This window comes from Pseudomonas sp. 6D_7.1_Bac1, from assembly GCF_025465945.1.
GTDB lineage: Bacteria > Pseudomonadota > Gammaproteobacteria > Pseudomonadales > Pseudomonadaceae > Aquipseudomonas.
Genome location: NZ_JANLNW010000084.1, coordinates 161,372 through 185,614, shown reverse-complemented (window position 1 = coordinate 185,614; position 24,243 = coordinate 161,372). Strand labels below are relative to the sequence as shown.

General features: G+C 58.7%; 22 protein-coding genes. 19 read left to right on the top strand and 3 right to left on the bottom strand.

Features of this window, described 5'->3' with window-relative positions; translation table 11 throughout:
- Window positions 1-13: 13 nt before the first annotated feature.
- From trxB to infA, 4 genes are all read left to right on the top strand, one after another.
- A complete protein-coding gene (trxB, locus tag NTD87_RS27500; protein WP_262117308.1) occupies window positions 14-964 on the top strand; it encodes a thioredoxin-disulfide reductase in 951 nt (316 codons plus the stop codon).
- A gap of 64 nt (window positions 965-1,028) precedes the next feature.
- Window positions 1,029-1,709: a leucyl/phenylalanyl-tRNA--protein transferase gene (aat, locus tag NTD87_RS27495; RefSeq protein WP_262117307.1), complete on the top strand. Its 681-nt coding sequence runs from the start codon at window positions 1,029-1,031 to the stop codon at window positions 1,707-1,709.
- Between the two features lie 58 nt (window positions 1,710-1,767).
- Window positions 1,768-2,475, top strand: coding sequence for an arginyltransferase (locus tag NTD87_RS27490; RefSeq protein WP_262117306.1), 708 nt, complete (start codon window positions 1,768-1,770; stop codon window positions 2,473-2,475).
- A 111-nt stretch (window positions 2,476-2,586) separates the two neighbouring features.
- Complete coding sequence (infA, locus tag NTD87_RS27485; protein WP_002553999.1) at window positions 2,587-2,805, top strand: translation initiation factor IF-1; 219 nt, start codon at window positions 2,587-2,589, stop codon at window positions 2,803-2,805.
- A gap of 236 nt (window positions 2,806-3,041) precedes the next feature.
- Here the strand turns inward: infA and clpA are convergent, their stop codons facing one another.
- Both clpA and clpS read right to left on the bottom strand, forming a co-directional pair.
- Window positions 3,042-5,312, bottom strand: a complete 2,271-nt coding sequence (gene clpA, locus NTD87_RS27480; protein ID WP_262117305.1) for an ATP-dependent Clp protease ATP-binding subunit ClpA — start codon at window positions 5,310-5,312, stop codon at window positions 3,042-3,044.
- A gap of 29 nt (window positions 5,313-5,341) precedes the next feature.
- Window positions 5,342-5,704, bottom strand: a complete 363-nt coding sequence (clpS, locus tag NTD87_RS27475) for an ATP-dependent Clp protease adapter ClpS (protein WP_015094394.1) — start codon at window positions 5,702-5,704, stop codon at window positions 5,342-5,344.
- A 223-nt stretch (window positions 5,705-5,927) separates the two neighbouring features.
- Here clpS and cspD point away from each other — a divergent pair, with 223 nt between their 5' ends.
- Complete coding sequence (gene cspD, locus NTD87_RS27470; RefSeq protein ID WP_262117304.1) at window positions 5,928-6,191, top strand: cold shock domain-containing protein CspD; 264 nt, start codon at window positions 5,928-5,930, stop codon at window positions 6,189-6,191.
- A 78-nt stretch (window positions 6,192-6,269) separates the two neighbouring features.
- On the opposite strand, the gene icd is transcribed toward cspD, so the two are convergent.
- Window positions 6,270-7,526 carry an NADP-dependent isocitrate dehydrogenase gene (icd, locus tag NTD87_RS27465; protein ID WP_071550691.1) on the bottom strand — a complete coding sequence of 419 codons (1,257 nt, stop codon included), beginning with the start codon at window positions 7,524-7,526 and terminating at the stop codon, window positions 6,270-6,272.
- 492 nt (window positions 7,527-8,018) lie between these two features.
- Between icd and NTD87_RS27460 the strand changes: the two genes are divergently transcribed.
- The 14 genes from NTD87_RS27460 to nuoF all read left to right on the top strand — a co-directional run bounded on the left by NTD87_RS27460 (window position 8,019) and on the right by nuoF (window position 24,190).
- Window positions 8,019-10,244 (top strand): NADP-dependent isocitrate dehydrogenase, encoded by a 2,226-nt coding sequence (locus tag NTD87_RS27460; protein WP_262117303.1) that lies wholly within the window; start codon window positions 8,019-8,021, stop codon window positions 10,242-10,244.
- A 216-nt stretch (window positions 10,245-10,460) separates the two neighbouring features.
- The gene (locus tag NTD87_RS27455; RefSeq protein WP_262117302.1) at window positions 10,461-10,907 is read left to right on the top strand and encodes an NUDIX hydrolase; all 447 of its coding nucleotides are present in this window, start codon (window positions 10,461-10,463) and stop codon (window positions 10,905-10,907) included.
- 59 nt (window positions 10,908-10,966) lie between these two features.
- The gene (gene mnmA, locus NTD87_RS27450) at window positions 10,967-12,100 is read left to right on the top strand and encodes a tRNA 2-thiouridine(34) synthase MnmA (RefSeq protein WP_262117301.1); all 1,134 of its coding nucleotides are present in this window, start codon (window positions 10,967-10,969) and stop codon (window positions 12,098-12,100) included.
- The gene (gene hflD, locus NTD87_RS27445) at window positions 12,097-12,720 is read left to right on the top strand and encodes a high frequency lysogenization protein HflD (protein WP_262117300.1); all 624 of its coding nucleotides are present in this window, start codon (window positions 12,097-12,099) and stop codon (window positions 12,718-12,720) included. The genes mnmA and hflD overlap by 4 nt, the downstream gene beginning before the upstream one ends.
- A 126-nt stretch (window positions 12,721-12,846) precedes the next feature.
- Window positions 12,847-14,217, top strand: a complete 1,371-nt coding sequence (gene purB / locus NTD87_RS27440) for an adenylosuccinate lyase (RefSeq protein WP_262117299.1) — start codon at window positions 12,847-12,849, stop codon at window positions 14,215-14,217.
- A gap of 85 nt (window positions 14,218-14,302) precedes the next feature.
- Window positions 14,303-15,469, top strand: coding sequence for a cupin domain-containing protein (locus NTD87_RS27435; protein WP_262117298.1), 1,167 nt, complete (start codon window positions 14,303-14,305; stop codon window positions 15,467-15,469).
- Complete coding sequence (locus NTD87_RS27430) at window positions 15,462-15,884, top strand: GNAT family N-acetyltransferase (protein ID WP_262117297.1); 423 nt, start codon at window positions 15,462-15,464, stop codon at window positions 15,882-15,884. The genes NTD87_RS27435 and NTD87_RS27430 overlap by 8 nt, the downstream gene beginning before the upstream one ends.
- 235 nt (window positions 15,885-16,119) lie before the next feature.
- A complete protein-coding gene (locus NTD87_RS27425) occupies window positions 16,120-16,977 on the top strand; it encodes a secretin N-terminal domain-containing protein (protein WP_262117296.1) in 858 nt (285 codons plus the stop codon).
- A gap of 516 nt (window positions 16,978-17,493) precedes the next feature.
- A complete protein-coding gene (gene aceA, locus NTD87_RS27420) occupies window positions 17,494-18,819 on the top strand; it encodes an isocitrate lyase (RefSeq protein ID WP_095079283.1) in 1,326 nt (441 codons plus the stop codon).
- Window positions 18,820-19,381: 562 nt separating this feature from the next.
- On the top strand, window positions 19,382-19,795 hold the full coding sequence (locus NTD87_RS27415; RefSeq protein WP_095079282.1) for an NADH-quinone oxidoreductase subunit A: 414 nt from the start codon (window positions 19,382-19,384) through the stop codon (window positions 19,793-19,795).
- A gap of 10 nt (window positions 19,796-19,805) precedes the next feature.
- Window positions 19,806-20,480 carry a NuoB/complex I 20 kDa subunit family protein gene (locus tag NTD87_RS27410; RefSeq protein WP_071550701.1) on the top strand — a complete coding sequence of 225 codons (675 nt, stop codon included), beginning with the start codon at window positions 19,806-19,808 and terminating at the stop codon, window positions 20,478-20,480.
- A 73-nt stretch (window positions 20,481-20,553) separates the two neighbouring features.
- Window positions 20,554-22,338 carry an NADH-quinone oxidoreductase subunit C/D gene (nuoC, locus tag NTD87_RS27405; protein WP_262117295.1) on the top strand — a complete coding sequence of 595 codons (1,785 nt, stop codon included), beginning with the start codon at window positions 20,554-20,556 and terminating at the stop codon, window positions 22,336-22,338.
- A gap of 2 nt (window positions 22,339-22,340) precedes the next feature.
- The gene (nuoE, locus tag NTD87_RS27400) at window positions 22,341-22,838 is read left to right on the top strand and encodes an NADH-quinone oxidoreductase subunit NuoE (protein WP_121132711.1); all 498 of its coding nucleotides are present in this window, start codon (window positions 22,341-22,343) and stop codon (window positions 22,836-22,838) included.
- Window positions 22,835-24,190 (top strand): NADH-quinone oxidoreductase subunit NuoF, encoded by a 1,356-nt coding sequence (gene nuoF / locus NTD87_RS27395; protein ID WP_262117294.1) that lies wholly within the window; start codon window positions 22,835-22,837, stop codon window positions 24,188-24,190. The genes nuoE and nuoF overlap by 4 nt, the downstream gene beginning before the upstream one ends.
- Window positions 24,191-24,243 lie beyond the last annotated feature (53 nt).

Genomic DNA, 24,243 nt, shown 5'->3' with positions numbered 1-24,243 from the left:
ATGAGGTGTTTTTATGAGCGAAGCTAAGCATTCACGCCTGATCATTCTGGGTTCCGGCCCTGCCGGTTACAGCGCCGCCGTTTATGCCGCTCGCGCCAACCTCAAGCCGACCGTTATCACGGGCCTGCAAGCCGGCGGTCAGTTGACCACCACCATTGAAGTCGACAACTGGCCTGGCGATGTCGAAGGCCTGACCGGCCCGGTGTTGATGGAGCGCATGCAAAAACACGCCGAGCGTTTCGACACAGAGATCGTCTACGACCACATCCACACCGCAGAGTTGCAGCAGCGACCGTTCAGACTCACCGGCGACAGCGGTACTTACACCTGCGATGCACTGATTATCGCCACTGGCGCCTCGGCGCAGTACCTGGGATTGCCCTCTGAAGAAACCTTCGCCGGCAAAGGTGTTTCGGCCTGCGCCACCTGCGATGGTTTCTTCTACCGCAATCAGGTCGTCGCGGTGATTGGCGGCGGCAACACCGCCGTTGAAGAAGCACTGTACCTGGGCAACATCGCCAGGGAAGTCCACCTGATCCATCGCCGCGACAAGCTGCGCTCAGAGAAGATTCTTCAGGACAAACTGTTCGAACGCGCCCAAAACGGCAATATCCGCCTGCACTGGAACCAGAACCTTGAAGAGGTGCTGGGCGATGCCAGTGGCGTGACCGGCGCACGTCTGCGCGACAACCTGACCGGCGAGATGAAAGACTTGGCGCTGACCGGCGTATTCATCGCCATCGGTCACAAGCCCAACACCGACCTGTTCCAGGGTCAACTGGAGATGCATAACGGCTACCTGCGGGTCCGGGGCGGCAGCGAAGGCAATGCCACCGCCACCGAGATCGAAGGTGTGTTTGCAGCGGGCGACGTGGCCGACCATGTCTACCGCCAGGCAGTGACTTCCGCGGGTGCCGGCTGCATGGCGGCACTGGACGCTGAAAAGTACCTCGACGACAACTGATGAGACATTCCTTGCGGCAGACCCTGGCCTGCCGCTGCCCTCCCCTTCTGCAAGCCTGGATGCCATGCTGACCTGGTTACAACGCGACTCTCTGAAATTCCCGCCACTGGAAAAAGCCATGCGCGACCCCAACGGCTTGCTTGCCGCTGGCGGTGACCTTAGCGCCGATCGACTGGTCCAGGCTTATCGGCACGGGTGCTTCCCGTGGTTTTCGGAGGGTCAGCCGATCCTCTGGTGGTCTCCCGATCCACGTACCGTACTACTTCCCGACGAACTGCATGTTTCGCGCAGCCTCGGTAAACTGCTGCGCCAAAAACGCTACGACGTGACGTTCGACCAGGACTTCCCCGCCGTCATTCGTGCCTGCGCGGCGCCCCGCGAGTACGCCGACGGCACCTGGATCACCGAAGCGATGCAAACCGCCTATATGGAGTTGCACGCTCGCGGATACGCCCACTCGGTCGAGGTCTGGGACCGGGGCGTGCTGGTGGGTGGCCTCTACGGCCTGGCGATGGGTCAGCTGTTTTTTGGTGAATCGATGTTCAGCCGTGCCGACAACGCGTCCAAGTTCGGCTTCGCCACGCTCGTCAAACACCTCAAGGACGCCGGCTTTGTGCTGATCGACTGCCAGATGCCGACCGATCACCTGCACAGCCTGGGTGCCCGAGCAATCCCTCGTCGCGAGTTTGCCCGCTATCTTCAGCAACATCTTGATCAACCCAACCGTGCCACATGGGTTTGCTGAGCGATTTTTGCACCCGTGGCTTACACTTAATTGAACAGCTATTCCCGAGGGTTGATTCATGACCGAGTTGGCGCGCCTCAAGTTTTATGCCACTCAGCCCCACTCTTGCAGCTATCTGCCCGATGAACAGGCCACTACGCTGTTCCTCGACCCTAGTCAGCCCATGGATGTGCATGTCTACGCAGATCTGTCGGAAATGGGCTTTCGTCGCAGTGGCGATCACCTTTACCGACCCCATTGCCAAAATTGCAATGCGTGCGTGCCTGCGCGCATTCCCGTTGCGCAATTCTCGCCTGACCGTCAGCAGAAACGTATTTTCAAACGCAATGCCGACCTGCAGGTTCGCCCCGCCAAACCAGGCTACAGCGAAGAGTATTTCGACCTTTACCAGCGCTATATCGAACAGCGTCACGCCGATGGCGACATGTATCCCCCCAGTCGCGATCAGTTTTCAACCTTCCTGGTCCGCGACCTGCCGTTTTCGCGATTCTATGAGTTCCGCCTCGAAGGCCGCCTGCTGGCGCTAGCCGTGACCGACCTGCTGCCCAACGGCTTGTCGGCGGTTTATACCTTCTATGAGCCCGAAGAAGATCGTCGCAGCCTGGGTCGTTACGCGATTCTCTGGCAAATCAACGAAGCCCGGCGCCTGGGACTGGACGCGGTCTACCTCGGATACTGGATCAAAAACTGCAAAAAAATGAACTACAAGACCCAATATCGCCCCATAGAGCTGCTGATTAATCAGCGCTGGGTGGTGCTGAACTAGGGTCAGCCCTAAAGCCCTTGGCTTAAACCCCATTTTTCGGGCACAATGCACGCCGCTTTTGCCTGGCGCAGTTGCACCGGGCCATTCATTGGATACCGAGGGCTTTACTGCATGTCGAAAGAAGACAGCTTCGAAATGGAAGGCACTGTCGTCGACACCCTGCCCAACACCATGTTTCGTGTGGAGTTGGAAAATGGGCACGTCGTAACCGCGCATATTTCCGGCAAGATGCGCAAGAACTACATTCGTATTCTTACCGGTGACAAGGTGCGCGTCGAGCTGACGCCCTATGACTTGAGCAAAGGGCGCATCACTTACCGCGCTCGCTAATCAAGTCAATACAAAACGCCCGGCTCTGCCGGGCGTTTTTGTTTGTGCGCGATCTGACAGGCACCCTCAATCCATTGTGGGAGCGAGCCTGCTCGCGATGGCGGTTTCACACCCGGCATTAATGCAGTCTGACCCACCGCTATCGCGAGCAAGCTCGCTCCCACAGGGGATTTGCGTGTTCTCTCGAGACAGCAAAAAGGCGCCTTTCGGCGCCTTTTGCTTTTGTTGCGAGGCTATCAGGCCATTTCGGCGGTGGTCTCGAACTCGAAGGTGAGTTCGCCGTCCTTGATGTCGATGTGTACCACACCGCCATGCTCGGCCAGTTCGCCAAAGAGAATTTCCTCCGCCAGCGGACGCTTGATCTTGTCCTGGATCAAGCGCGCCATTGGTCGCGCGCCCATGGTTGCGTCGTAACCACCGGCCGCCAGCCAACTGCGTGCGGCATCGGTGACCTCAAGCAGTACACGCTTGTCTTCCAGCTGCGCCTGCAGTTCGGTAAGGAACTTGTCCACCACGCTTTTGATGACCTCATGACTGAGGCGACCAAACTGGATAATGGTGTCCAGACGGTTACGGAATTCCGGCGTGAAGCTCTTCTTGATCACTTCCATCGCGTCGGAAGAGTGATCCTGATACGTGAAGCCGATAGAAGCCCGAGCTGCGGTTTCGGCACCGGCGTTGGTCGTCATGATGACGATCACGTTACGGAAATCCGCCTTGCGCCCGTTGTTATCGGTGAGCGTACCGTGGTCCATCACCTGCAACAGCAGGTTGAAGACTTCCGGATGCGCCTTCTCGATCTCATCGAGCAACAGCACGCAGTGAGGCTGCTTGGTGATGGCTTCCGTCAGCAGGCCGCCCTGATCGAACCCGACATAGCCAGGAGGCGCACCGATCAAACGCGAAACGGTGTGGCGCTCCATGTACTCGGACATGTCGAAACGAACCAGCTCAATACCCAAGGCCTTGGCCAGTTGCCGAGCCGCTTCGGTTTTACCGACACCGGTCGGTCCGGCAAACAGGAACGAACCGACAGGTTTGTCAGGCGACTTCAGACCGGCACGGGACAGCTTGATCGCGGTCGACAAGGAGTCGATCGCTGCATCCTGGCCAAACACCGTCAACTTCAGATCGCGCTCAAGATTACGCAGCAGCTCTTTGTCGGAACTGGTGACGTGTTTTGGCGGAATCCGCGCGATCTTCGCCACGATGTCCTCGACCTGAGGCACCTCGATGCGTTTCACGCGCTTCTCGATTGGCTGCAGACGCTGATAGGCGCCCGCCTCGTCGATGACGTCGATGGCCTTGTCCGGCATGTGCCGATCATTGATGTAGCGTGAGGCCAGTTCGGCAGCGGCACGCAGGGCTTCATCACTGTATTCGATGTTGTGATGGAGTTCGAAACGCCCCTTGAGACCGCGCAGGATGCCAATGGTGTCTTCAACCGAAGGCTCCGATATGTCGACCTTCTGGAAACGCCGAGCCAAGGCACGGTCTTTCTCGAAGATCCCACGGAATTCCTGGAACGTGGTCGAACCGATGCAACGGATATCACCCGACGACAGCAGCGGCTTGAGCAGGTTCGAAGCATCCATGACACCACCGGACGCAGCGCCCGCACCAATAATGGTGTGGATCTCGTCGATGAACAGGATCGCCTGCGGACGTTTTTTCAGCTCATTGAGCAACGCCTTGAAGCGTTTCTCGAAATCGCCACGGTACTTGGTCCCAGCCAGCAACGCGCCCAGATCGAGCGAGTAAACCACGCTGTTGGCCAACAGATCAGGCACCTGATTGTCGACAATGCGCTTGGCCAGGCCTTCGGCGATTGCGGTTTTACCCACGCCTGCCTCGCCGACCAGCAACGGATTGTTTTTACGCCGGCGCGCCAGAATCTGCGCGACACGCTCAACTTCCATTTCACGCCCTACCAACGGGTCGATACGGCCCTGGCGTGCAAGTTCGTTGAGGTTGCTGGCATAAGCATCCAGAGGATTGCCTGAAGAAGAAGACTCACCGCCCTCGTCGTCCTGCATATCTTGCTCACCTTCAGAGTGATCGCCATGCCCCGGCACTTTCGAGATGCCGTGAGCGATGTAATTGACGACATCAATACGGGCAACGCTCTGCTGTTTCAGCAGAAACACTGCCTGACTCTCTTGCTCACTGAAGATTGCGACCAGCACGTTGGCGCCAGTCACTTCGCGTTTGCCCGAGCTCTGCACATGAAAGACAGCACGTTGCAATACACGCTGGAAGCCCAGGGTTGGCTGGGTTTCGCGATCCTCGTCATGGAGCGGGATCAAAGGCGTGGTGGAGTCGATGAACTCCTGCAGGTCATGCTTGAGTTTGTCGAGGTTTGCGCCGCAGGCACGCAAAACGGTGGCGGCAGCCTCATTATCCAATAGAGCCAACAGGAGGTGTTCGACGGTCATGAACTCATGACGTTTCGAACGCGCCTCCTTGAAGGCGAGATTGAGGGTGACTTCGAGCTCGCGGTTTAACATAGCTTCACCTCATACCCAAGTGGTCGGCGTTAACCGTCCTTCTCGATTTCACAGAGTAGCGGATGCTGGCTTTCCCTGGCGTACTGGTTGACCTGCATGGCCTTCGTCTCGGCGATGTCGCGGGTAAACACTCCACATACTGCCCGTCCTTCTGTGTGAACGGCCAGCATGACCTTGGTCGCCAGCTCGCGATTCAGGTTAAAAAACACCTCGAGCACTTCGACGACGAAATCCATCGGTGTGTAGTCATCATTGAACAAAACCACCTTGTACATCGGCGGCGCCTGTAACGCAGGCTTAGCCTCCTGTACAGCAATGCCTGCTGAATCGTCGTCGTGTAAATCAGGGCGATCCTGATTGAATGTTAGTCGAATCTGGCTGATTGCATGCATGGAAAGAAAGGTTCGTTAGTTGAGCTGAATACAGTGGTGGGGGCGGCCCCAGAGCTTTTCAACTCCGACTGCTTGGTCACCTTGACTATCGGCAAATCAGTGTTACAACCAATAGAGCCCACAGTGGGTAAAAAAGGTCCGCGGAGTCAACCTCAATTCAAGGTTGATGCGGATTAACTGGATGATACTCCAGTGATGGAGTCTGTTGCAGAGGGATATGAGCATGGCTAGCGGTAAGGTCAAGTGGTTCAACAATGCCAAGGGATATGGCTTCATCAACGAGGAAGGCAAGGAAGAAGATCTCTTTGCCCACTACTCGGCCATTAAAATGGACGGCTACAAGACCTTGAAAGCAGGCCAACCCGTGAGCTTCGAGATCATCCAGGGTCCCAAAGGTCTGCACGCGATCAACATTGATTCAGCTACAGTAAAGGCCAATGTGTCCACGCCTGCAACGACCGTCCAGCACGAGACTGCGCTGAGCTGATACCACCAAACTTCCAGACATAAAAAAACCGGCCGACTCAATCATTTGAGTCGGCCGGTTTTTTTAAAGCTGTTCAGCTCACATGTGCGAGATCAGCGCATCGCCGAACGCGGAAGACGACAGCAGTTTGGCGCCCTCCATCAGACGTTCGAAGTCATAAGTCACGGTCTTGGCCGAGATTGCGCCATTGGTGCCTTTGATGATCAGGTCGGCCGCTTCGGTCCAGCCCATGTGACGCAGCATCATTTCCGCAGACAGAATCAGCGAACCCGGGTTGACCTGGTCCTTGCCGGCGTACTTCGGTGCAGTGCCGTGGGTGGCTTCGAACATGGCCACGGTGTCGGACAGGTTCGCACCTGGCGCGATACCGATACCACCGACTTCAGCCGCCAGGGCGTCGGACAGGTAGTCGCCGTTCAGGTTCAGGGTCGCGATCACATCGTATTCGGCCGGGCGCAGCAGGATCTGCTGGAGCATGGCGTCGGCGATGGCATCCTTGACGATGACGTTCTTGCCGGTTTTCGGGTTTTTGAACTGCATCCACGGGCCGCCGTCGAGCAGGGTTGCGCCGAATTCTTCAGCGGCCACTTCGTAGGCCCATTCTTTGAAGGCACCTTCGGTGAACTTCATGATGTTGCCTTTGTGGACGATGGTCAGCGAATCGCGATCATTGTCGACAACGTATTGCAGAGCCTTGCGCGCCAGACGCTTGGTGCCTTCCAGGGAAACCGGCTTGACGCCGATACCGCAGTTTTGGTCGAAACGGATCTTGGTGACGCCCATTTCTTCTTTAAGGAACTTGATGACCTTGGTCGCTTCCGGCGAACCGGCCTTCCACTCGATACCGGCGTAGATGTCTTCCGAGTTCTCGCGGAAGATCGTCATGTCGACGTCGCCAGGCTTCTTGACCGGGCTAGGCACGCCTTCGAACCAACGCACAGGGCGCAGGCACACATAAAGATCGAGTTGCTGACGCAGCGCAACGTTGAGGGAGCGGATACCGCCACCGACCGGCGTGGTCAGCGGGCCCTTGATGGAAACCACGTAATCCTTGACTGCGTCCAGAGTTTCCTGAGGCAGCCAGGTGTCCTGATCGTAAACCTGAGTCGCTTTCTCCCCGGCGTAGACTTCCATCCAGGAAATTTTGCGCTCGCCGCCGTAAGCCTTCTTAACAGCAGCATCGACAACCTTGATCATGACCGGGCTGATATCAACGCCAATACCATCACCTTCGATGAAAGGGATGATCGGGTTGTTAGGAACATTGAGAGAATGGTCTGCATTGACGGTGATTTTGTCGCCGACTGCTGGAACCTGAATCTTCTTGTATCCCATGCTGAACTCCATTGTTTGGATTGAACATCTGGCTTCGTCCGAGCGTACCCCAGTTAAATCGGCACGCAAACCCTCTGTTCCATCCATCTGCCGCAAAGCTGCGCAGTTCGCGACGTACAAGTCTGAAAGCAAAGGGAAAAGCGCCAAACTCAAGCACGGCGAGCGACTCTACGCCCCACGCGCCCCTGCGACCTTTAGACCAATGGACGAGAATCGTTGCATATGAACCATCGGCAGATTGCCAGCGACCTATGTATAATGCCGCCGCTGACCACAGGGTCACGACGGCCGACCTCTCTATTACGAGACTTTCCGCCCGATTAAAGCCGGACTGCTACCGCTGTCCACCCGCTTGACGCTCGACTGATGCACCCAACATCACCGCGAAGAAACCTCGACATTCGGCTCATGGATGACTTTGAACGAACGCGCTTACCCGGCGCCCCTCGAGTTTCTGCGCACGCTCTAGCAAAGAAGAGAGTTAATCCGAATATGCCCACCCGCTCGAAGATCATCTATACCTTCACCGACGAAGCCCCAGCCCTCGCCACCTATTCACTGTTGCCTATCGTAGAGGCCTTCACCGCCTCCGCTGATATCGCCGTGGAAACCCGCGATATCTCTCTTGCAGGGCGCATCCTGGCCAGCTTCCCCGAGCAATTGGGCGACAAAGCCGTAGCCGACCACCTCGCCGAACTGGGCGCCCTGGCCGTCACGCCTGAAGCCAACATCATCAAGCTGCCGAACATCAGCGCTTCGGTTCCGCAACTGCAAGCCGCGATCAAAGAGCTGCAAGCCCAGGGCTTTGCACTGCCGGACTACCCGGAAACCGTCACCAGCGACGCTGATAAAGACGCCAAGTCCCGTTACGACAAGATCAAGGGCAGCGCGGTAAACCCGGTTCTGCGCGAAGGCAACTCCGATCGTCGCGCACCGCTGTCGGTCAAGAACTACGCTCGCAAGCACCCGCACAAAATGGGCGCCTGGGCAAAAGACTCCAAGTCCCACGTTGCTCACATGAGCACCGGCGATTTCTACGGCAGCGAAAAAGCCGCCCTGATCGACGCCGCTGACGCCGTCAAAATCGAACTGATCGCTCGGGATGGCAGCACCACCGTCCTGAAAGAAAAAACCACCGTACAAGCCGGTGAGATCCTCGATTGTGCCGTGATGAGCAAAAACGCCCTGCGCAGCTTCATCGCCGCCGAAATCGAAGACGCCAAGCAAAAAGGCGTGCTGCTGTCGGTTCACCTGAAAGCCACCATGATGAAGGTCTCCGACCCGATCATGTTTGGCCAGATCGTTGCCGAGTTCTATAAAGACGCCCTGGCCAAGCACGCTGACGTGCTGGCACAGATCGGCTTCAACCTGAACAACGGCATCGGCGACCTGTACGCCCGCATCAAGGCCCTGCCTAGCGATCAGCAAGCGCAGATCGAAGCCGACATTCAGGCGGTCTACGCCGTTCGTCCGTCGCTGGCCATGGTCAACTCCGACAAAGGCATCACCAACCTGCACGTGCCGAGCGACGTCATCGTCGACGCCTCGATGCCGGCCATGATCCGTGACTCCGGCAAGATGTGGGGCACCGATGGCCAGTTGCACGACACCAAGGCCGTGATCCCGGACCGCTGCTACGCGACCATCTACCAGGCGGTGATCGAAGACTGCAAGCAACACGGCGCCTTCGACCCGACCACCATGGGCAGCGTGCCAAACGTTGGCCTGATGGCGAAGAAAGCGGAAGAGTACGGCTCCCACGACAAGACCTTCCAGATCAAGACTGACGGCGTGGTTCGGGTTTCCGACAGCGCTGGCCGCACCCTGCTGGAACAGTCGGTTGAAGCCGGCGACATCTTCCGCATGTGCCAGACCAAAGACGCGCCGATCCAGGACTGGGTCAAACTGGCCGTCAACCGCGCTCGCGCAAGCGCAACGCCAGCGATCTTCTGGCTCGACCCAATGCGCGCCCACGACGGCGTAGTGATCGAGAAAGTTCAGGCTTACCTGAAGGATCACGACACGTCCGGCCTGGACATCCGCATCATGTCACCTGTCGACGCGATGGCCTTCACCCTGGTCCGTACTCGCTCCGGCCTCGACACCATTTCGGTGACCGGCAACGTACTGCGCGATTACCTGACTGACCTGTTCCCGATCATGGAACTGGGCACCAGCGCCAAGATGCTGTCGATCGTTCCACTGATGAACGGCGGTGGCCTGTTCGAAACCGGCGCCGGCGGTTCGGCACCGAAGCACGTTCAGCAACTGCTGGAAGAAAACTTCCTGCGCTGGGATTCCCTGGGCGAGTTCCTGGCCCTGGCCGCTTCCCTTGAGCATCTGGGTGTGACGTACAACAACCCTAAGGCGCTGGTGCTGGCCAAGACCCTGGACCAGGCCACCGGCCAGTTCCTGGACAATAACAAGTCGCCATCGCGCAAAGTCGGCAACATCGACAACCGCGGCAGCCACTTCTACCTGGCGCTGTACTGGGCTCAGGCCCTGGCTGCCCAGACTGAAGACGCAGCACTGCAAGCGCAGTTCAGCCAACTGGCCAAAACCCTGACCGAGAACGAGGCGACCATCGTTGCCGAGCTCAACGCCGTTCAGGGCAAACCAGTGGAGATCGGCGGTTACTACCACGCCGACGCCGATCTGATCAGCAAGGCCATGCGCCCAAGCAACACCTTCAACGCGGCGATTGCTGCGCTGGTTTAAGGTTGTAAGGATGCAAAGAAGCCCCGGCCCCGTGCCGGGGTTTCTGTTTTTGGTCCTCATTTATTTTTATCTGTGAAATACGGACCAATGTGGGAGCGAGCCTGCTCGCGATAGCGATATATCATTCAAAATTGATGTCGACTGACCCACCGCTATCGCGAGCAGGCTCGCTCCCACATTGTTCTTTATTCCAATATTAGAAATCGAGGAAGCTTTATGGATTGGCTACCCCACATCACCGTCGCCACCATCGTCGAAGACAATGGCCGTTTCCTGATCGTCGAAGAACTCAAGGCCGGACGCGCGGTACTCAATCAACCCGCAGGCCATCTGGACCCGCACGAAACCCTGACCGAAGCGGCTGTGCGCGAAACCCTCGAAGAAACCGGCTGGGACGTTGAAGCCACTGGCGTGGTGGGCATCTACCTCTACACCGCCCCGAGCAACGGCGTGACTTACCAGCGTGTGTGCTTTGCCGCCAAAGCAGTGAAACACCACCCTGACTACCAACTCGACGACGGCATCGTCGGCGCAAAATGGCTGACGCGTGACGAACTGCTGGAACAGCGCGCAAACTGGCGTAGCGAGCTGATCATCCGCTGCATCGATGATTATCTGAGCGGTAAACTGTTCAGTCTCGAACTGATCCGCCCTTCTCTTTAGCCTTGCAGGCTCGGGCCTGATAGAATCGCGTCCTTTTTCAAGACACTCATTAAATTCCTATGCGTGATCCAGCCCCTTCTGACACACAAAAGAAGCGCGTCATTGTCGGCATGTCCGGCGGCGTGGACTCTTCCGTTTCCGCCCTACTGCTGATCGAGCAGGGTTATCAGGTGGAAGGCCTGTTCATGAAGAACTGGGAAGAGGACGACGGAACGGAATACTGCACCGCCATGGACGACCTGGCGGACGCCCAGGCCGTGTGCGACAAGATCGGCATCAAGCTGCACACCGCCAACTTCGCCGCCGAGTACTGGGACAACGTGTTCGAGCACTTCCTGGCCGAATACAAGGCCGGTCGCACGCCGAACCCGGACATCCTGTGCAACCGTGAAATCAAGTTCAAGGCGTTCCTCGACTACGCCATGATGCTCGGCGCCGACCTGATCGCCACAGGCCATTACGTGCGCCGCCGCGACATCGACGGCCGCACCGAACTGCTCAAAGGCCTGGACCCGAACAAGGACCAGAGCTACTTCCTGCATGCGGTCGGTGGCGAACAGATCGCCAAGACCCTGTTCCCGGTTGGCGAACTGGAAAAACCCGAAGTTCGCGCGATTGCCGAGAAGCATCATCTGGCCACCGCGAAGAAGAAAGACTCCACCGGTATCTGCTTTATCGGTGAACGACGCTTCAGCGACTTCCTCAAGCAATACCTGCCGGCGCAGCCAGGCGACATCAAAACCACCGAAGGTGAAGTGATCGGCCGCCACCACGGCCTGATGTACCACACCATCGGCCAGCGTCAGGGCCTGGGCATCGGCGGCTTGAAAGACGCCGGCGACGAACCGTGGTACGTGCTGATCAAGGACCTGGAACACAACGAGTTGATCGTTGGCCAGGGCAATGACCATCCCTATCTGTTTTCCCGCGCCCTGCTCGCCTCGGACATCTACTGGGTCAACCCGGTCGACCTGAGCTCGCCACGCAAACTCACGGCGAAAGTCCGCTATCGCCAGAGCGATCAGCCTTGCACCCTGGAAAAAACCGCTAACGGCTACCGCGCCACCTTCGATGACCCGCAGCGCGCGGTCACCCCAGGTCAATCGGTGGTGTTTTACGATGGTGAAATCTGCCTCGGTGGCGGTGTCATCGAAGTCGCCGAACCCTGGAGCAGCAAGGATTCGCGCGCATGAGCCCGACTCAGGAGCAACTGACGGCGCTCGGCGGCGTGTTTCTCGCCGCCGTTCTGGTCGACAAGATCGCCAAGACCGGCCAGGTCACCGAAGCCGGCCTGACCTGCATGCTGGGCAGCCTGCTGATCCGCGATCCCAAGGACACGCTGGAGGTCTACGGCGGCGACGACATCAATCTGCGCGAAGGTTATCGCGCATTGATCGGCGCCCTCGAACGCGACCCTAGCACCTTGCAGCGCGAACCACTGCGTTACGCACTGTCGATGCTCGGGCTTGAGCGGCAACTGGCCAAGCGCGGCGACATGCTCGAAGTGATCGGCAAGCGCTTGCCGCAGATTCAGTCCCAGGTCGAACATTTCGGCCCGGCCCATGAAAACGTGATCGCCGCCTGTGGCGCGCTGTACCAGGACACCTTGAGCACCCTGCGCCAACGCATTCAGGTACACGGCGACATGCGCAACCTGCAGCAGCCGAGCAACGCCTCGAAGATCCGCGCCCTGCTGCTGGCCGGTATCCGCTCGGCGCGCCTGTGGCGACAGTTGGGTGGCCACCGCTGGCAGTTGGTGATCAGTCGCCGCAAACTGCTCAAAGAGCTTTATCCGCTGATGCGCAGCAGCTGAACTGCGCCGCAACACTGATTTGTAGTCTGTAACGCGTAATACGCTGGTCAGTTGGCAACGGACCGGCGGATTTTTTCATGTATGATACGCGCCCCATTTCGTTGCCCGACTGTCCGAGAACACCCCATGCAGCTTTCTTCGCTCACTGCGGTTTCCCCTGTTGACGGCCGCTACGCCGGCAAAACCCAGGCCCTGCGCCCTATTTTCAGCGAATACGGTCTGATCCGTGCTCGCGTCCTGGTTGAAGTGCGCTGGCTCCAGCGCCTGGCCGCTCACCCAGCCATCAGCGAAGTACCGGCGTTCTCCGCCGAAGCTAACGCAGTGCTGAACACCCTGGCGGAAAACTTCTCGCTGGAGCACGCCGAGCGCGTCAAAGAAATCGAGCGCACTACCAACCACGACGTTAAAGCCATCGAGTACCTGCTCAAGGAACAGGCCGCCAAGCTGCCTGAGCTGGCCAACGTCAGTGAGTTCATCCACTTTGCCTGCACCAGCGAGGACATCAACAACCTGTCCCACGCCCTGATGCTGCGCGAAGGCCGTGATGACGTGATGCTGCCGCTGATGCGCCAGACCGCTGAGGCTATCCGTGAGCTGGCAATCCGCTTCGCCGATGTGCCGATGCTGTCGCGCACCCACGGCCAGCCGGCTTCGCCGACCACCCTGGGTAAAGAACTGGCGAACGTGGTTTACCGTCTGGAGCGTCAAATTGCTCAAGTCGCTGCCGTTCCGCTGCTGGGCAAGATCAATGGCGCTGTCGGCAACTACAACGCACACATCTCGGCCTACCCTGAGATCGACTGGGAAGCCAACGCCCGCGCCTTCATCGAAGACGAGCTGGGCCTGGGCTTCAACCCGTACACCACGCAGATCGAACCGCACGACTACATCGCCGAACTGTTCGACGCAATCGCCCGCTTCAACACCATCCTGATCGACTTCGATCGTGATATCTGGGGTTACATCTCCCTGGGCTATTTCAAGCAGCGCACCATTGCCGGCGAAATCGGTTCCTCGACCATGCCGCACAAGGTCAACCCGATCGACTTCGAAAACTCCGAAGGTAACCTGGGTATCGCCAACGCACTGTTCCAGCACTTGGCGAGCAAACTGCCGATTTCCCGCTGGCAGCGCGACCTGACCGACTCCACCGTACTGCGCAACCTCGGCGTCGGCTTCGCCCACAGCGTGATCGCATACGAAGCAAGCCTCAAGGGAATCAGCAAGTTAGAGCTCAATGCTCAGAAGATTGCTGCAGACCTGGATGCTTGCTGGGAAGTTCTGGCTGAGCCGATTCAGACCGTGATGCGTCGCTACAACATCGAAAACCCGTACGAAAAGCTGAAAGAACTGACTCGCGGCAAGGGCATCAGCCCTGAAGCGCTGCAGACTTTCATCGATGCACTGGAGATGCCTGCCGAGGCAAAGGCCGAGCTGAAAAAGCTCACCCCGGCCAACTACATCGGCAACGCCGTGGCACAAGCCAAACGCATCTGATCGACCGCTTGACCCTTTGAGACGCCCGGCAGCGCCGGGCGTTTTTATTCCCGTCTGAAAAGTGCTTTTTTTCAATAGGTTACACATGAATCCTGATACTCCACTTCAACTTCTAGGCGGCATCACGGCACGGGAATTCCTGCGCGACTACTGGCAGAAGAAACCGCTGCTGATCCGCCAGGCGATCCCTGACTTCGAAAGCCCGATCGACGCCGACGAACTGGCCGGTCTGGCACTGGAAGAAGAAGTCGAATCGCGCCTGGTCATCGAGCACGGCGAGCGTCCCTGGGAGCTGCGTCGCGGCCCCTTTGCCGAAGACGAATTCAGCAAGCTGCCAGAGCGCGAGTGGACCCTGCTGGTGCAGGCTGTCGACCAGTTCGTTCCGGAAGTCAGCGAGCTGCTGGAGCACTTCCGCTTCCTGCCGAGCTGGCGCATCGACGACGTGATGATCAGCTTCGCCGCCCCCGGTGGCAGCGTTGGCCCGCACTTCGATAACTACGACGTATTCCTGCTGCAGGGCCACGGCAAGCGCAACTGGAAAATCGGCCAGATGTGCGACTCCGAGAGCCCGCTACTGCAACATGCCGACTTGCGCATCCTGGCGGACTTCGAAGCCACCGACGAGTGGACTCTGGAACCGGGCGACATGCTTTACCTGCCGCCGCGCCTGGCCCACTGCGGCGTGGCCATCGACGACTGCATGACCTACTCGGTCGGCTTCCGCGCCCCAAGCGCCGCTGAAGTGCTGACCCACTTCACCGACTTCCTCAGCCAGTTCCTGCCTGACGAAGAACGCTACACCGATGCCGACGCGCAGCCAGCAATCGACCCGCACCAGATCCAGCATGACGCACTCGACCGCTTGAAAAGCCTGCTGGCCGAGCACATGAGCGACGAGCGCCTGCTGCTGACCTGGTTCGGCCAGTTCATGACCGAGCCACGCTACCCGGAACTGGTGGTCGGCCCGGAACTGGAAGAAGACGATCTACTGAGCAGTCTTGAGCAAGGCGCCGTACTGATTCGTAACCCAAGCGCACGCCTGGCCTGGTCCGAAGTCGACGACGACCTGCTGCTGTTCGCCAGCGGCCAGAGCCGTTATCTGCCGGGCAAGCTGCGCGAGCTGCTGAAAATGATTTGCGCTGCCGATGCGCTGCACGTCGACAACCTTGGCCATTGGCTGAAAGACGAAGACGGCCGCGGCCTGCTGTGCGAACTGGTCAAGCAAGGTAGCCTGGGGTTTGCTGATGAATAAAATTCACGTACGTGTCGCAGACTGGCAAAAGGATATCGCCGAGATCCGGCGCATTCGTGAAGCGGTGTTCATCGCCGAGCAATCCGTTCCACCCGAACTGGAATGGGATGCCGACGACGCGAGCGCCGTGCATTTCCTCGCCTTCGAAGGCGATTTTCCGATTGGCACCGCCCGCCTGCTGCCCGACGGCCACATCGGCCGGGTGTCGGTGCTCAAGGACTGGCGCGGCCTGAAGGTCGGCGACGCACTGATGCAAGCAGTGATCGGTGAAGCCGAGAAACGCGGGCTCAAGCAGCAGATGCTGAGTGCCCAGGTGCAGGCCACGGCGTTCTATGAGCGCCTGGGCTTTACCGTGGTCAGTGAGGAGTTCCTCGAAGCAGGAATTCCGCACGTCGACATGGTGCGCGAGGGATGATTTCCTGTGGCGAGGGAGCTTGCTCCCGCTGGGTCGCGAAGCGGCCCCCAAATTATTAGGGCTGCTGCGCAGCCCAGCGGGAGCAAGCTCCCTCGCCACAAGTACACGCCAGCAACACCACAAAACGCCCCGCTATCCTCAGGTAGCGGGGCGTTTTGCTGTCCAGGATTCAACTTGCCCCACCGCAGGCCGACAAACTGGCAATATCAAGCCTTTGATCGCGGAGATAACGGACATGTCCCTACGCACCCTGCTCACCACACTGCTGCTGACCTGCAGTTTTTCGGTCATTGCCGCTACCGAGGTGGTGCAGCTCAACAATCGCACCAGCGCCGACCTGCTGCCGGTTGCGCAGAATTTTATCGGCAGGGACGGCAAGGTCAGCGCTTACGGCAACCAACTGATCGTCAACGCCGAACCCGACAAGATCGACGAACTCAAAGCCTTGATCGCACAGCTCGACACCGCGCCAAAACGCCTGCTGATCACCGTCGACACCAACGAAAACAATCAGCAAAACAACGCCGATCAGCAGACGCAGGTCATCACCTACAGCACCGACAGCCGCGAAGGCGGCATCCAGCAGGTCCAGACCAACGAAGGCACACCGGCGCTGATCCAGGTTGGCCAGAGCGTGCCGCTGACCAGCACCCAGACCGATGCCTACGCCAGCCTGCCAAACCAGACCAACACCTCCGGCAGCCCGCAAAACCGGACCAGCACTTCCGGCAGTGCGCAAAGCCCGACCAACACCTCCGCCTCCCCGCAAAACCTGCCCAACAACTACGCCCACCTGCAAAGCCAGACCCAGTACCGCAATGTCACCCAGGGTTTCTATGTCACTGCCAGCGTCACCGGCGACATCGTTCACCTGTCGATCAGTACCAACCGTGACCGCATGAGCCAGGATCGTCCCGATGTAGTGAACGTGCAAAGCACCGACACAACCGTCAGTGGTCGCTTGGGCGAATGGATCACTCTGGCCGGCGTCAACCGCCAGACGCAAGCCGACAAACAGCGTCTGACCCGCAGCTACTCGACTCAAGGCCGGGATGACATGACGTTGCGGGTGAAAGTCGACACCCTGGACTAACACACCGAAAACTGACTGATTAGTCGTATTAGACCAAAGATGTAGTGCTTGAAAAAAAGCACTACAAAATGTTTGACGAGCCAAAAAAGCAAAGGCATGATGGCCTCGCTCCCGCTAATCAGAGGCCCTGGCAAGGGCTTTCGAATCGTTGCTCTCACCTTACCGACCTGAGCCGATTCGTGTCTGTACCGCCCACAAGGTGTGTTTGACGAGGTTGCGACTGGAACGAAGTTGTCCCGAGGGACGGAAGCGTAATAGGTAGCCCGGCAACACACTGATGATCGTATAAAGGCCCACGACGCCCGAATACGCCCGCCAGCTCGCCCTTACCTGCTCAGCTTTCATCCTCGAGCCTATCGTTCATCCCGTCGCCTTCCCCGCCAAACCCGACTTGACCGCCTAAGCTTCTGGTCAGCGAGCAGCCACCTACGCAACTTTTCAAACCTGCGTATCTGGCAACTGGAATTTTCCACCCAAGAACCACTTTCCACAAAAGACGCGACGAGGTTTATCTCCATGGCACTGACACGCGAACAGCAAATTGCAGCCCTCGAAAAAGACTGGGCTGAAAACCCGCGCTGGAAAGGCGTGACGCGCACTTACTCCGCTGCTGACGTCGTCCGTCTGCGTGGCTCGGTTCAACCTGAGCACACCTTTGCAAAAATGGGCGCCGAGAAGCTCTGGAACCTGGTAACCCAGGGTGCCAAGCCAGCCTTCCGCCCTGAGAAAGACTTCGTCAACTGCATGGGTGCCCTGACCGGCGGCCAGGCTGTACAACAGGTTAAAGCCGGTATCCAGGCGATCTACCTGTCGGGCTGGCAGGTTGCTGCAGACAACAACTCTGCAGAATCGATGTACCCGGACCAGTCGCTGTACCCGGTCGACTCCGTACCGACCGTGGTCAAGCGCATCAACAACGCGTTCCGTCGCGCTGACCAGATCCAGTGGAAAGCCGGCAAGAACCCGGGCGACGCAGGTTACATCGACTACTTCGCACCGATCGTTGCCGACGCTGAAGCCGGTTTCGGTGGCGTCCTGAACGCCTACGAGCTGATGAAGAGCATGATCGAAGCAGGCGCTGCCGGCGTTCACTTCGAAGACCAACTGGCTTCTGTGAAAAAATGCGGCCACATGGGCGGCAAGGTACTGGTTCCAACTCAAGAAGCCGTACAGAAGCTGACCGCTGCCCGTCTGGCGGCTGACGTTGCCGGTACTCCGACCATCATCCTGGCCCGTACCGACGCTAACGCTGCTGACCTGCTGACTTCCGACTGCGACCCGTACGACCAGCCATTCGTGACTGGCGAGCGCACCCAGGAAGGCTTCTACAAAGTACGCGCCGGCCTGGACCAGGCAATCGCTCGCGGCCTGGCCTACGCGCCGTACGCCGACCTGATCTGGTGTGAAACCGCCAAGCCGGATCTGGACGAAGCCCGTCGCTTCGCTGAGGCGATCAAAAAGGAATACCCGGACCAACTGCTGTCGTACAACTGCTCGCCTTCCTTCAACTGGAAGAAAAACCTGGACGACGCGACCATCGCCAAGTTCCAGCGCGAACTGTCCGCCATGGGCTACAAGCACCAGTTCATCACCCTGGCCGGCATTCACAACATGTGGCACAGCATGTTCAACCTGGCGCACGACTACGCCCGCAACGACATGACTGCCTACGTGAAGCTGCAAGAGCAGGAATTCGCTGACGCTGCCAAGGGTTACACCTTCGTGGCTCACCAGCAGGAAGTGGGCACCGGCTACTTCGACGACATGACCACCGTGATTCAGGGCGGCTCGTCTTCGGTTACCGCGCTGACCGGTTCCACCGAAGAAGAACAGTTCCACTGATCCGATTCGCCTGAGCAAACGGCCCTTCCGGACCGAATAGAAAGCTAACCGGAATGCCGCACATCTGACGCCCCGACTGGTTCGGGGCGTTTTTTTTGCCCCGGACTCACCAGTCACCACAAATCCCCGCTCCCACAAGAGGACGGTGGCGCCACGAGGCAAAACATTGATCCAGCGCGCTACCGCGATCAGAAAAACGCGGTAAAACGGGCGCTGCTGCTACTTGCAGTAACAGCTATATAAGACAACTTCCCGGCCATCCACCCGTTAAACAGTTTAAAAACCACCTCAAACAATATTGATTATCATTTAGACGCAACTATGTTCGTTACATTCCCTACAAAACATAATTGATGAAATGCCGGCTAATGCCCGAACCGCATGGGCTGCAGGCTTGCGGAGGCGCGCTATGTCCTTATTCTTATAAATAATTTCGCCACAGAAAATTTACTTGCTCGGTGTTTAGCCATAAAATCACCGCGATTGATTGCTGCGACATATCGTCACTGCTTTGTTTCTTTTCAAGCTCAGAGACCTTTGCTCTCTGTTAAGGATTACCAGCATGCCCGAAGCGACAGGACTCATGGCCCACAACTGGGGCTTTGCCATTTTCCTTCTGGGTGTCGGCGGCCTTTGCGCCTTCATGCTCGGCGTCTCCAGCCTCCTCGGGTCAAAAGCCTGGGGCCGCAGCAAAAACGAACCGTTCGAGTCCGGCATGCTACCTACCGGTGGCGCCCGCTTGCGGCTCTCAGCCAAATTCTATCTGGTCGCGATGCTTTTCGTGATCTTCGATATCGAAGCCCTTTTTCTCTTTGCCTGGTCTGTGTCCGTCCGCGAAAGCGGCTGGACCGGATTCGTCGAAGCTCTCGTTTTCATAGCAATTCTGTTGGCAGGTCTTGTCTACCTATTTCGAGTGGGGGCGCTTGATTGGGCCCCGGCAGCTCGTCGTAAGCGGCAGGCGAAGCTGAAACAATGAGGCTTTGGCAATGCAATACAATCTCACCAGGATCGACCCGGATGCTCCTAACGAGCAGTACCCGATCGGCGAACGGGAAACCGTTTCCGATCCGTTAGAAGATCAAGTCCACAAAAACATTTTCATGGGCAAGCTCGAAGACGTGCTTAACGGCACGATCAACTGGGGGCGTAAGAACTCCCTGTGGCCGTATAACTTCGGTCTTTCGTGCTGCTATGTGGAAATGACCACCGCCTTCACGGCGCCCCACGACATCGCACGCTTCGGCGCCGAGGTTATCCGGGCATCGCCGCGTCAGGCGGATTTCATGGTTATTGCCGGAACCTGCTTCATCAAGATGGCGCCGATCATTCAGCGTCTCTACGAGCAAATGCTCGAGCCGAAGTGGGTTATCTCCATGGGTTCGTGCGCCAACTCCGGTGGCATGTACGACATCTACTCCGTCGTTCAAGGGGTGGACAAGTTCCTGCCCGTGGACGTCTACGTGCCTGGCTGCCCGCCCCGCCCTGAAGCTTTTCTGCAAGGCTTGATGCTGTTGCAGGAGTCGATTGGCCAGGAGCGTCGCCCACTTTCCTGGGTCGTTGGTGATCAAGGCGTTTATCGCGCCGAGATGCCGTCGCAAAAGGAACAGCGCCGCGAACAGCGTATTCAGGTAACCAACCTGCGCAGCCCCGACGAAGTCTGATCCAGATCTGTTCCTGCAAAGAAACGAGAAACTGGCTTCATTCTTTACGTTGACCGAAAGCGATAAAAAAACCATGACTACAGGCAGTGCTCTGTACATCCCGCCTTACAAGGCAGACGACCAGGATGTGGTCGTCGAATTGAACAACCGTTTTGGCCCTGAGGCGTTCAGCGCCCAGGCCACCCGCACCGGCATGCCGGTGCTTTGGGTTGCCCGCGCCAAACTCGTCGAAGTCCTGACCTTCCTGCGCAATCTGCCCAAGCCGTACGTCATGCTCTATGACCTGCATGGCGTGGACGAGCGTCTGCGCACCAAGCGTCAAGGGCTGCCGAGCGGTGCCGACTTCACTGTGTTCTATCACTTGATGTCGCTCGAACGTAATAGTGACGTAATGATCAAGGTCGCCTTGTCCGAAAGCGACCTCAGCTTGCCGACCGTGACCGGTATCTGGCCGAACGCCAACTGGTACGAGCGTGAAGTGTGGGACATGTACGGCATCAACTTTGCCGGCCACCCGCACCTGACCCGCATCATGATGCCGCCGACCTGGGAAGGTCACCCGCTGCGCAAGGACTTCCCGGCCCGCGCGACCGAGTTCGACCCGTACAGCCTGACGCTGGCCAAGCATCAGCTTGAGGAAGAAGCCGCGCGCTTCAAGCCTGAAGACTGGGGCATGAAGCGTTCCGGCCCGAACGAGGACTACATGTTCCTCAACCTGGGTCCTAACCACCCTTCGGCTCACGGTGCGTTCCGTATCATTCTGCAACTGGACGGCGAAGAGATCGTCGACTGCGTACCGGACGTCGGCTACCACCACCGTGGTGCCGAGAAAATGGCCGAGCGTCAGTCCTGGCATAGCTTCATCCCGTACACCGACCGTATCGACTACCTCGGCGGCGTGATGAACAACCTGCCGTACGTGCTCTCGGTCGAGAAGCTGGCCGGCATCAAAGTGCCAGAGAAGGTCGACGTCATCCGCATCATGATGGCCGAGTTCTTCCGGATCACCAGCCACCTGCTGTTCCTGGGTACGTACATCCAGGACGTCGGCGCCATGACCCCGGTGTTCTTCACCTTCACCGACCGCCAGAAGGCGTACACGGTGATCGAAGCCATCACCGGCTTCCGTCTGCACCCGGCCTGGTACCGCATCGGCGGCGTCGCTCACGACCTGCCACGCGGCTGGCAAAAACTGGTCAAGGACTTCGTCGAGTGGATGCCAAAGCGTCTGGACGAATACCAGAAAGCCGCTCTGGACAACAGCATCCTGCGTGGCCGGACCATCGGCGTCGCCGCCTACAACACCAAAGAGGCCCTGGAATGGGGCGTCACCGGTGCTGGCTTGCGCTCCACCGGTTGCGATTTCGACCTGCGTAAAGCCCGTCCGTACTCCGGCTACGAGAACTTCGAATTCGAAGTACCGCTGGCGGCCAATGGCGATGCCTATGATCGTTGCATCGTGCGCGTCGAAGAAATGCGCCAGAGCATCAAGATCATCGACCAGTGCCTGCGCAACATGCCGGAAGGCCCGTACAAGGCGGATCACCCGCTGACCACGCCGCCGCCCAAAGAGCGCACGCTGCAGCACATCGAGACCTTGATCACGCACTTCCTGCAAGTTTCGTGGGGCCCGGTCATGCCGGCCAACGAATCCTTCCAGATGATTGAAGCGACCAAGGGCATCAACAGTTATTACCTGACGAGCGATGGCGGCACCATGAGCTACCGCACCCGGATTCGCACCCCAAGCTTCCCGCATCTGCAACAGATCCCTTCGGTGATCAAAGGCAGCATGGTCGCGGACTTGATCGCGTACCTGGGTAGTATCGACTTCGTTATGGCCGACGTGGACCGCTAAGCATGAACAGCACGCTTATCCAGACAGACCGTTTCGCCTTGAGCGAAACCGAGCGCTCGGCCATCGAGCACGAGCTGCATCACTACGAAGACCCGCGCGCGGCGTCGATCGAAGCCCTGAAGATCGTCCAGAAGGAACGTGGCTGGGTGCCTGACGGCGCGCTCTACGCCATCGGCGAGATCCTTGGCATCCCGGCCAGCGACGTTGAAGGCGTGGCGACGTTCTACAGCCAGATCTTCCGTCAGCCCGTGGGCCGTCACATCATTCGCGTCTGCGACAGCATGGTCTGCTACATCGGTGGCCACGAGTCGGTGGTCAGCGAAATCCAGGGCAAGTTGGGTATCGGCCTGGGTCAAACCACCGCCGACGGTCGTTTCACCCTGCTGCCGGTCTGCTGCCTCGGCAACTGCGACAAGGCGCCGGCGTTGATGATCGACGACGACACATTCGGTGATGTGCAGCCTGCCGGCGTTGCCAAATTGCTCGAGGGCTACGTATGACCCTGACTTCCTTCGGCCCTGCCAACCGCATCAAGCGCAGCGCAGAGACCCACCCGCTGACCTGGCGTCTGCGTGACGACGGCGAGGCAGTCTGGCTCGACGAGTACCAGGCCAAGAATGGCTACGCGGCAGCGCGTAAAGCCTTCGCCGATATGTCCCAGGACGATATCGTCCAGACCGTCAAGGACGCAGGCCTCAAGGGTCGCGGCGGCGCGGGCTTCCCCACTGGCGTGAAGTGGGGCCTGATGCCCAAAGACGAATCCATCAACATCCGCTACCTGCTGTGCAACGCGGATGAAATGGAACCCAACACCTGGAAAGACCGCATGCTGATGGAGCAACTGCCCCATCTGCTGATCGAAGGCATGCTGATCAGTGCTCGCGCACTGAAAACCTACCGTGGCTACATCTTCCTGCGTGGCGAATACACCACCGCCGCCAAGCACCTGAACCGTGCCGTGGAAGAAGCCAAGGCTGCGGGCCTGTTGGGCAAGAACATCCTGGGCAGCGGTTTCGATTTCGAACTGTTCGTCCACACCGGTGCCGGGCGTTACATCTGCGGTGAAGAAACCGCACTGATCAACTCCCTCGAAGGCCGCCGAGCCAACCCGCGCTCCAAGCCGCCCTTCCCTGCTGCCGTTGGTGTCTGGGGCAAGCCGACCTGCGTGAACAACGTAGAAACGCTGTGCAACGTGCCGGCAATCATTGCTGACGGCGTGGACTGGTACAAATCCCTCGCTCGCGAAGGCAGCGAAGACCACGGCACCAAGCTAATGGGCTTCTCCGGCAAAGTGAAGAACCCTGGCCTGTGGGAACTGCCATTCGGCGTGACCGCTCGCGAGCTGTTCGAAGACTACGCTGGCGGCATGCGCGACGGTTACAAGCTCAAGTGCTGGCAGCCAGGCGGCGCCGGTACCGGCTTCCTGTTGCCGGAACACCTGGACGCACAAATGTACGCCGGCGGCATCGCCAAAGTGGGCACCCGTATGGGTACCGGCCTGGCCATGGCGGTGGACGACAGCGTCAACATGGTGTCCCTGCTGCGCAACATGGAAGAGTTCTTCTCCCGTGAGTCGTGCGGTTTCTGCACCCCGTGCCGTGACGGTTTGCCATGGAGCGTCAAGCTACTGCGCGCCATCGAGAACGGTGAAGGGCAAGCCGGCGACATCGAGACCCTGCTGGGTCTGGTCGGCTTCCTCGGCCCAGGCAAGACCTTCTGTGCTCACGCACCGGGCGCCGTGGAGCCGTTGGGCAGTGCCATCAAGTATTTCCGTCCAGAGTTCGAAGCCGGCATCGCGCCCACCAGCGCCGTCGTCCCGCCTCTGGCAAGGCCGATCGTAGTCGGCGCTTAACGCTTTAAAAAAGGCGAAGGGTCCGTGCCCTTCGCCTTTCGTCCGATGACGCC

What these genes read in the sequence shown, in the direction of transcription:
- trxB (WP_262117308.1), top strand. Translation starts at nt 14, where the DNA reads ATGAGCGAAGCTAAGCATTCACGCCTGATCATTCTGGGTTCCGGCCCT.
- aat (WP_262117307.1), top strand. Translation starts at nt 1,029, where the DNA reads ATGCTGACCTGGTTACAACGCGACTCTCTGAAATTCCCGCCACTGGAA.
- NTD87_RS27490 (WP_262117306.1), top strand. Translation starts at nt 1,768, where the DNA reads ATGACCGAGTTGGCGCGCCTCAAGTTTTATGCCACTCAGCCCCACTCT.
- infA (WP_002553999.1), top strand. Translation starts at nt 2,587, where the DNA reads ATGTCGAAAGAAGACAGCTTCGAAATGGAAGGCACTGTCGTCGACACC.
- clpA (WP_262117305.1), bottom strand. Translation starts at nt 5,312, where the DNA reads ATGTTAAACCGCGAGCTCGAAGTCACCCTCAATCTCGCCTTCAAGGAG.
- clpS (WP_015094394.1), bottom strand. Translation starts at nt 5,704, where the DNA reads ATGCATGCAATCAGCCAGATTCGACTAACATTCAATCAGGATCGCCCT.
- cspD (WP_262117304.1), top strand. Translation starts at nt 5,928, where the DNA reads ATGGCTAGCGGTAAGGTCAAGTGGTTCAACAATGCCAAGGGATATGGC.
- icd (WP_071550691.1), bottom strand. Translation starts at nt 7,526, where the DNA reads ATGGGATACAAGAAGATTCAGGTTCCAGCAGTCGGCGACAAAATCACC.
- NTD87_RS27460 (WP_262117303.1), top strand. Translation starts at nt 8,019, where the DNA reads ATGCCCACCCGCTCGAAGATCATCTATACCTTCACCGACGAAGCCCCA.
- NTD87_RS27455 (WP_262117302.1), top strand. Translation starts at nt 10,461, where the DNA reads ATGGATTGGCTACCCCACATCACCGTCGCCACCATCGTCGAAGACAAT.
- mnmA (WP_262117301.1), top strand. Translation starts at nt 10,967, where the DNA reads ATGCGTGATCCAGCCCCTTCTGACACACAAAAGAAGCGCGTCATTGTC.
- hflD (WP_262117300.1), top strand. Translation starts at nt 12,097, where the DNA reads ATGAGCCCGACTCAGGAGCAACTGACGGCGCTCGGCGGCGTGTTTCTC.
- purB (WP_262117299.1), top strand. Translation starts at nt 12,847, where the DNA reads ATGCAGCTTTCTTCGCTCACTGCGGTTTCCCCTGTTGACGGCCGCTAC.
- NTD87_RS27435 (WP_262117298.1), top strand. Translation starts at nt 14,303, where the DNA reads ATGAATCCTGATACTCCACTTCAACTTCTAGGCGGCATCACGGCACGG.
- NTD87_RS27430 (WP_262117297.1), top strand. Translation starts at nt 15,462, where the DNA reads ATGAATAAAATTCACGTACGTGTCGCAGACTGGCAAAAGGATATCGCC.
- NTD87_RS27425 (WP_262117296.1), top strand. Translation starts at nt 16,120, where the DNA reads ATGTCCCTACGCACCCTGCTCACCACACTGCTGCTGACCTGCAGTTTT.
- aceA (WP_095079283.1), top strand. Translation starts at nt 17,494, where the DNA reads ATGGCACTGACACGCGAACAGCAAATTGCAGCCCTCGAAAAAGACTGG.
- NTD87_RS27415 (WP_095079282.1), top strand. Translation starts at nt 19,382, where the DNA reads ATGCCCGAAGCGACAGGACTCATGGCCCACAACTGGGGCTTTGCCATT.
- NTD87_RS27410 (WP_071550701.1), top strand. Translation starts at nt 19,806, where the DNA reads ATGCAATACAATCTCACCAGGATCGACCCGGATGCTCCTAACGAGCAG.
- nuoC (WP_262117295.1), top strand. Translation starts at nt 20,554, where the DNA reads ATGACTACAGGCAGTGCTCTGTACATCCCGCCTTACAAGGCAGACGAC.
- nuoE (WP_121132711.1), top strand. Translation starts at nt 22,341, where the DNA reads ATGAACAGCACGCTTATCCAGACAGACCGTTTCGCCTTGAGCGAAACC.
- nuoF (WP_262117294.1), top strand. Translation starts at nt 22,835, where the DNA reads ATGACCCTGACTTCCTTCGGCCCTGCCAACCGCATCAAGCGCAGCGCA.